The sequence below is a fragment of the Streptomyces sp. 8L genome (assembly GCF_020176795.1).
GTDB lineage: Bacteria > Actinomycetota > Actinomycetes > Streptomycetales > Streptomycetaceae > Streptomyces.
Genome location: NZ_JAIUKE010000578.1, coordinates 1 through 6,319 on the forward strand (window position 1 = coordinate 1; position 6,319 = coordinate 6,319).

The following is a 6,319-nucleotide window of genomic DNA, read 5'->3' on the forward strand; positions in this document are numbered from 1 at the left end:
CGCCAACATGCCTCACGTGTCTGAAAGTTTGTATTGCCTATGACCTGCTGTGATGCTTGACAGCACTAGATAACGATGGGAGCCGCATGGGGTGGCGGGGGGCCGGCGGGCGTTGGAGCGGCACCGGGCGTTGATTGCGGCGCGGCGGATGGTGCCGGAGCCGGCGCATGGGGATACGTCGCAGAAGCGGGCTGTGCTGGTCGCGTTGGCGGGGTCGGCGGATGCGGATGAGGTGGCTCGGTTGGCGGGGTTGGATACGCGGACGGCGAACTGGCACCGGTCGAAGCTCTGCTTGGTGTTGGGGCTGGATCGGGAGGCGGCGACGCGTGAGCAGTTGCTGGCGGCGGCGCGGCGGCATGGGCTGCTGCCTGCGTCGGTGGAGGTGGTGCGGGATGACCTGCCGGTGGCTGCGGCGCCCACGTCGGATGGGGCGCGGCAGCGGCGGATACGCCGTGCGCATGCGGTGCAGTTGGCACTGCTGGACCTGGAGTTGGACGAGACGACCGAGAGTGACGACCTGATGGAGCGTGCCGCATGACCACCAGCCCGATTGCCCCTGCTTCTGCTGCTGGTTCGGATGACGGGTGGGAGACGGTACGGACGGACCTGATGTGTGCGGGGATGGCGACGTCGTCGGGCCAGTTCCTGGCCGGGTTGATGGCGGACGGCATGCTCGATGCGGTGGGCCAGCCGGAGATGCTGCCTCGCTACCTGTTCCCGGATGTTGATCCGGCGGTCTTGGACGAGGTGGCGAAGCTGTATGCGGCAGCGGGATTCCGGGCGGGGTTGATCGCGGCGAACCCGTCGTTCCGTCGTGACGAACTGGAGGCGCATCGGGCCGCGCTGTCGGGGGCGGCGTTTCATGCGATGGCGGGTCAGGTTGCCCGGTCGGCGTCGATCGCGTCAAGGGCGACTGAGTCGCATCCTGCTGACGGCGAGTCGGGTCGTGAGCACTGATGGCGTCGGTGACTTGTGCGACAAAAGGACACGACGGGGGAACGGGGGGACAAGTTGTGGATGGAAAAGGTAGGCTGGGCCTTGCGTCAGACGACCATTCAGGTGGTCGGTGCACACAGACAAAGAGGAACGGCCCCGCGGATTCCCAGGTGCGGCTAACACCAGGGGCGGGGCCGGGCCGACACACAACCCGTTTCGAAGCGAATGAAGGTGCCGACGTGGCCAAGAGTACCCGGGCAATGCTCCCGGCAACCAGTAGGACCCAGGTCTCCGCCGTGAAGATCACACCGGCGTCGCAGACGGGTACCGCTACGACCACCCCGATCGCATGACCGCCGACCAGGGCGCGGCTCACGCCGATGCTCTCGTCGCCCGGTACATCCTGCGGAAGTTCCACGAGCAGACGCGCTCCAATCTGGACAGTCCGATTCCGTCCTTCCGGAACTCCGTCTCCGAAGCCGCTCGGCACCTCGTTGACTGTCCGGATCTTCACGTCTCGGAACAGGACGCCTCAGACGGCCTCTACGGCTGCGAGACGGGCTGCGAATACGCGCGCCTCGAAGCAACCCTCGGCTGCTCGCATGGGCTGAGCGAGGAGTACGAATACGGAGAGTTCGGCGAGATGGCCGACATGATCCGCGACATCTGCGCGGAGCAGGAACGCCACGAAGACGGGGAGGCGCAGCGATGAGCGCCGACCCGACCGCCCAGGGCGAGGACATCCTCGCCTGGCTGGAGACCGCTGTCGTTGAAGCCGCGAGCAACGCCGACCGCTGGCACGACCGCGAATGCGATGTGCATCTAATCGGCCTAGCTGATGTTGCCGACATGCTGATGGCCGCAGAAGTACCCGGCGCCGTATGTGACTGCGCCGGTCCTGCCTCAGTGTTGCGTCGCTGCGCCGCCGACCGGAAGCTCCTCGAACTGCACAGGCGGAAGATGCACTCCTGCCCGGCCAAGGACGCCACCGGCTACCTCGATGAGTGGACTCAGTTCGACTACGGCGACACGTGCCCGGTCGTGCGGCTGCTCGCTCAGGGCTACGGCTGGGAGGCGCAGCGATGAGCGCCCGTCGTGTTGCGCCAGACCTCCCAGACGGTGAGCTGTGCTCGGCCACCTACCCAGCACATGGTCCCAACTACGGGGCCATGTGCAACCAGGCTGAGCACCACGTGGGCAACCACTGGGCACTCGCCGTCGTTGCTGGGACGTACCGGCTCTATGTCGTATGGACTCTCGCCGGTGACGTACTGCCGGACGAAGAAGCTTCCCTCGCCGACCAGGCGCAGGGGCAGACCTCACCCAGTGAAGGGGACTGCTTGACGTAGCCACCGGAAGCGGGAGGTCTCCTGCTCCCTTGCCGGGGAGCACTTCCTCTACCGCTAGCCGCTGACCCTGCTGGTGGTTTGCCGACCACCGACCGGACCTCACGGCCTCACATAACGGCCCGGATTACCAGTCCGAGCCAAGGCCCATCGGGTGCCACCCCGAGGGCGAACTTCTGGTTCTTCCCGAACCACTCACCTTCACCGGGCGCTTTTTGCGTGCCCGAAGAAAGCAGGTACATAGTGCCTCAGCGCACCCCCTCTTGTCAGCTTGGCGCCCACGAGACGCCCGAAACGCGCCGAAAGTCCCCCTCCCAGGGGGCACCCGGTGTCGCCTGGGAACCCATCCGAGGCACCCTCCAGGAACTGGAGAACACCCCTTCTCGCCGCACCGGGCCCCGACGATGGCTGCGCTCCGTGCGCTGGCTCATCTCCGCAGGGCTCCACCCCAAGGCCAGCAGCACCACCCTCCGCGTCGCCGAAGACCTCGCCAAGCGCATGGACTACGACACCGGCCACGCCCGCTACTGCCTCGACGAGACCGCCGCACGCCTCGGCATCGACCGGTCCACCGTCAAGCGCCACGTTGCCGTCCTGCGGGAGCTGGGAGCCCTCGCCTGGGTCGTCCACGGCACCCGCCGCAACGTCCGCTCCAAGCTCGGCCTGGGCGGCTACGCAGGCACCGCCACCATCTACGCCGCGACCATCCCCGCCGAGTACGACGACGCCATGGGCATCGAGCGGATCGGCGCCGGCTACGAGGCCCGCATCGTCGTCGACTACCGCAACCCGCACACCGCCCCAGATGAGCCGCTCGAGGGCCCTGCGCCTGTGGATAACTGCCCTGTAGACAACTGCCGTTCTGGATCTTGTGCGCCCCCTTCCCTTACCTCAGCTGATGTAGAGGAGAAGGTTCAGATGGTGGGTGGTTTTACTACTACCGCAGCGCGGTCGCGAAAGACCCCCAGCACCTCCCCCCGAACCCCCAAAACCAGCAGCAGCAAGAAGCGGGCCACGATCCTCGGCGACAAGGTCACCGCCGCCGGAATGCAACTCGGCGACAAACTCGCCCGCGCGATCCGCCGCCGCGTGCCGTGGATGCGGAACTCCACCCACGACCAGATCCGCTGGGTGTGCGCCGACATGGGCGAGCAGCAGTGGACCGAGGAGCAGGCTGTCCGGTTCGTCGTCGACGCAGGGTTCCGGCACGCCGCGGGCTACGCCTGGGAGCCGACCGCCCCGCACCGTGTCGTCGCTGCCGCCCTGTACCAGGCCGAAGCCGACCGGGCCACGGACCGCGAACTGCGGCAGGACATCGAGCAGGCCATCGTCTGGGAGGACAGCACCGCAGGCCGTGCCGCCGCCGAGCGGGCCTCCCTTGCCGCGCTGTTCGCGCCCCTCGAGACGACGAAGCCCGAGCGCACCAACGAAGACCGCGTCCTGGCCCGCCTCGACTGGAACAGCTGGCCCGACGTCATCGACCACTACGAGCACGACAAGGACGACGCCCTCGACCTGTACGGCCTCGACTTCGTCACCTTCGCCATCCGCCAGGACTGCCGCACCCGGGACCGTCAGGAGGCCCTCTATGTCTGACCCGCAGCCCTCCGGGGCCGACCTCGCTCGTGTCGCACTCGCGGCTGCCCGCCAGGCCGCCAAGAACCGGCCTGCCAGCAAGACCAAGACCCGCCGCGTCTCCAGCCGGCGAGGCGCTGACGGACGCGATCCGATGCAGTTCGGCGCCGCCGTCGACCGACTCATGACCGAGCAAGGCTGGGAAACCCCCACCGCTGGCGGTGGCGTCCTTGCCGAATGGGCCACCCTCTGCCCCGAACTCGTCGGCCACGTCGCCCCTGAGGGCTACGACCCCGACCGTGGCGAACTCCGACTGCGCCCCGCCTCCCACACGTACAGAACCCACCTGAGCGTGTTCCAGCGCCAGCTCGTGGCCCGCATCAACGAGAAGCTCGGCAAGCCCGTCGTCCGCAGCATCCGTATCCTGCCCGTCGGCCCCATCCCAGAGCTAGCCGTACCCGCGACGGCAGGCGAGCCCGCGGAGCCTGTGCTCGGTCCGGTACGGACCCGGGAGACCGCCTCGCCCGGCTACCGGCACAACCTCGCCCTCCACCAGCAGCACAAGCCGGACACGGCCACCGAGCACCCCCTCGTCGCCGCAGCACGCGCCCGACTCGACGCGCTCATAAGCGACCCCGCCCACCGCGAGCCACCCGAAGCATTCACCGACGGCGTCGCCGAAGCCGAACGCGTCGCAACCTCGACGGCAGACCAGCATGACGCAGCCGAGGCGGTACGGCAGGCCGCTATCCGCATGGCCCGCGCCCAGAAGGCCGGCCACGGCCCCGCAGTCCGCCGAGCCTTCGAAGCCGCCTCATGACCTGGCCGATCGCGCCCACTCCAGCCCGATTAAGCATTGCTCTAATAATGCTTAACGGATAGTGTGGGCGTCAGGCGACATGGAGATCCGGCGGCAACAGCCCGCCACCGTTGACCGGGAGGTCAACATGATCGGCACTCACCAGACCGACACCTGGCTCGCCAGTCTCGACGTCACCCTGCCCGACCAAGTCGCTGGCGCGGCCGGGGAACAGTCGCTTTCGAAGTCAGCCCTCCTCGGCGCAATCCGCACGCAGCTCCTGCCGTACATCACCTATGGCCCGACGTACCGGCGCGCCGTTGCCGACAACCTGGCCCGCGCCCTCAGTGCCTTTCGCCGTGAGCGGGGGGAGGACGCCCTGTTCTGGCTGAACGACGCCATCACCGCTGCCACCGCCGCCTAGCCGAAGACCGCATGACCACTAGAGCCCGGCCATATTGCGCGGCCGGGCTCACCGATGGAGGGAACAGCATGCAGAACCTCAAGCCGACCTACGACGAGCTGGCCGAGGAAAACCGGCGCTTGCGTGCCGTTGTGCAATCCGTCCGTGACATCACTCCGTACTGCGACATCTCCGTCGCCTCCGGTCTTCTGCGCGTCGTGCGCTTGAAGGACATAGAGGAAGCCCTCGCGCCCCTTGACGCTGGCGAGGGCTGATGGCAAGGACAGGGAGACCGCCAGGCCGCAAGCGGGAGTGCGCCAACAGCTGGTGCGACCGAACGCACTTCGCGAAAGGCTTCTGTCGCACCTGCTACCACAGAGGCTGGTCCAGCGGCGACATGAGCCGCGCCCAGACTGTTCATCGCGAATGGGAACTCAGCCGCGCTGACGTAGATGAGGTCGCGGTCCAGCGACTGATGGCTGGGGATCCCCCCGAGCGAACAAGGCTCGGCGACCGCGAAGAGGCAGTGCGGCGCCTCCACGCCGCCGGCCTCAATGACCGCGAGATAGCCGATCGTCTGCATCGCCGGGTCCTCTTCGTATGGCGCGTCCGCGACCGCCTCGGACTGCCCGCAAACCAGCGAGGTCCAGCTCGCCAGGGCGAGACCTACTTCACCGAGCACCTCGCCCGAGCACGTCTGAAGACGATCCTGGAAAGGGGCGCCACATGACCGGCCCGAACCTCGCCCGGATTCTCGTCACCGGCAGCCGCTCCTGGCCCGACCCGCAGCTACTCGCCGGCATCCTCCTCGACACCTGGCACGACACCCTCCAGGACGGCTACGACGGCATGCTCCTCACTCACGGAGCAGCAGAAGACGGCGCCGACACCCTCGCCGACATCTGGGCCCACAACCACGGCATTCCCACTGACCCACACCCCGCAGACTGGCCCGGCCCCTGCACGTCCGACTGCCCACCCGACCATCGCCGCCGCACCCGCGGACGCAACTACTGCCCCTGGGCAGGACACCGCCGGAACCAGGAGATGATCGACCTGGCGCCGCTACTCGTCGTCGGCTTCAGCCACCAGAACTCTCGCGGCACAGCCGACTGCCTCCGCCGCGCCCGCAAGGCCGGCATCTCCACCCGCGTCATCACCGCCTGACCGAACACCAGGAGACTTCCCAATGACGTTGTCAAGCCGCGGCCGTGACCGGTGGTGTGGCTTGGTAGTACGCTCCGTCGCGGATCATGGCCC

11 protein-coding genes are annotated in these 6,319 nt (G+C 67.8%); all 11 read left to right on the forward strand.

The window, feature by feature from the left end; all coding sequences use genetic code 11:
- Positions 1-193: 193 nt before the first annotated feature.
- The 11 genes from LCE31_RS34780 (at position 194) to LCE31_RS34830 (ending at position 6,226) form a co-directional block, all read left to right on the forward strand.
- On the forward strand, positions 194-538 hold the full coding sequence (locus LCE31_RS34780) for a hypothetical protein (protein ID WP_225021672.1): 345 nt from the start codon (positions 194-196) through the stop codon (positions 536-538).
- Positions 535-957 (forward strand): hypothetical protein, encoded by a 423-nt coding sequence (locus tag LCE31_RS34785; protein WP_225021674.1) that lies wholly within the window; start codon positions 535-537, stop codon positions 955-957. The genes LCE31_RS34780 and LCE31_RS34785 overlap by 4 nt, the downstream gene beginning before the upstream one ends.
- Positions 958-1,285: 328 nt before the next feature.
- On the forward strand, positions 1,286-1,648 hold the full coding sequence (locus LCE31_RS34790) for a hypothetical protein (protein WP_225021676.1): 363 nt from the start codon (positions 1,286-1,288) through the stop codon (positions 1,646-1,648).
- The gene (locus LCE31_RS34795) at positions 1,645-2,022 is read left to right on the forward strand and encodes a hypothetical protein (RefSeq protein ID WP_225021678.1); all 378 of its coding nucleotides are present in this window, start codon (positions 1,645-1,647) and stop codon (positions 2,020-2,022) included. The genes LCE31_RS34790 and LCE31_RS34795 overlap by 4 nt, the downstream gene beginning before the upstream one ends.
- Before the next feature lie 83 nt (positions 2,023-2,105).
- Complete coding sequence (locus tag LCE31_RS34800) at positions 2,106-2,285, forward strand: hypothetical protein (protein WP_225021680.1); 180 nt, start codon at positions 2,106-2,108, stop codon at positions 2,283-2,285.
- A gap of 414 nt (positions 2,286-2,699) precedes the next feature.
- The gene (locus tag LCE31_RS34805; protein WP_225021682.1) at positions 2,700-3,878 is read left to right on the forward strand and encodes a hypothetical protein; all 1,179 of its coding nucleotides are present in this window, start codon (positions 2,700-2,702) and stop codon (positions 3,876-3,878) included.
- A complete protein-coding gene (locus LCE31_RS34810; protein ID WP_225021684.1) occupies positions 3,871-4,677 on the forward strand; it encodes a DciA family protein in 807 nt (268 codons plus the stop codon). The genes LCE31_RS34805 and LCE31_RS34810 overlap by 8 nt, the downstream gene beginning before the upstream one ends.
- 79 nt (positions 4,678-4,756) lie before the next feature.
- On the forward strand, positions 4,757-5,080 hold the full coding sequence (locus tag LCE31_RS34815) for a hypothetical protein (RefSeq protein ID WP_225021686.1): 324 nt from the start codon (positions 4,757-4,759) through the stop codon (positions 5,078-5,080).
- Between the two features lie 68 nt (positions 5,081-5,148).
- Positions 5,149-5,334: a hypothetical protein gene (locus tag LCE31_RS34820; RefSeq protein WP_225021688.1), complete on the forward strand. Its 186-nt coding sequence runs from the start codon at positions 5,149-5,151 to the stop codon at positions 5,332-5,334.
- Positions 5,335-5,534: 200 nt separating this feature from the next.
- A complete protein-coding gene (locus LCE31_RS34825; protein WP_225021690.1) occupies positions 5,535-5,789 on the forward strand; it encodes a hypothetical protein in 255 nt (84 codons plus the stop codon).
- Positions 5,786-6,226, forward strand: coding sequence for an SLOG family protein (locus LCE31_RS34830; protein WP_225021692.1), 441 nt, complete (start codon positions 5,786-5,788; stop codon positions 6,224-6,226). Before LCE31_RS34825 ends, LCE31_RS34830 begins: the two co-directional genes overlap by 4 nt.
- Positions 6,227-6,319: the final 93 nt, after the last annotated feature.

What these genes read in the sequence shown, in the direction of transcription:
- LCE31_RS34785 (WP_225021674.1), top strand. Translation starts at nt 535, where the DNA reads ATGACCACCAGCCCGATTGCCCCTGCTTCTGCTGCTGGTTCGGATGAC.
- LCE31_RS34790 (WP_225021676.1), top strand. Translation starts at nt 1,286, where the DNA reads ATGACCGCCGACCAGGGCGCGGCTCACGCCGATGCTCTCGTCGCCCGG.
- LCE31_RS34795 (WP_225021678.1), top strand. Translation starts at nt 1,645, where the DNA reads ATGAGCGCCGACCCGACCGCCCAGGGCGAGGACATCCTCGCCTGGCTG.
- LCE31_RS34800 (WP_225021680.1), top strand. Translation starts at nt 2,106, where the DNA reads ATGTGCAACCAGGCTGAGCACCACGTGGGCAACCACTGGGCACTCGCC.
- LCE31_RS34810 (WP_225021684.1), top strand. Translation starts at nt 3,871, where the DNA reads ATGTCTGACCCGCAGCCCTCCGGGGCCGACCTCGCTCGTGTCGCACTC.
- LCE31_RS34815 (WP_225021686.1), top strand. Translation starts at nt 4,757, where the DNA reads ATGGAGATCCGGCGGCAACAGCCCGCCACCGTTGACCGGGAGGTCAAC.
- LCE31_RS34820 (WP_225021688.1), top strand. Translation starts at nt 5,149, where the DNA reads ATGCAGAACCTCAAGCCGACCTACGACGAGCTGGCCGAGGAAAACCGG.
- LCE31_RS34825 (WP_225021690.1), top strand. Translation starts at nt 5,535, where the DNA reads ATGGCTGGGGATCCCCCCGAGCGAACAAGGCTCGGCGACCGCGAAGAG.
- LCE31_RS34830 (WP_225021692.1), top strand. Translation starts at nt 5,786, where the DNA reads ATGACCGGCCCGAACCTCGCCCGGATTCTCGTCACCGGCAGCCGCTCC.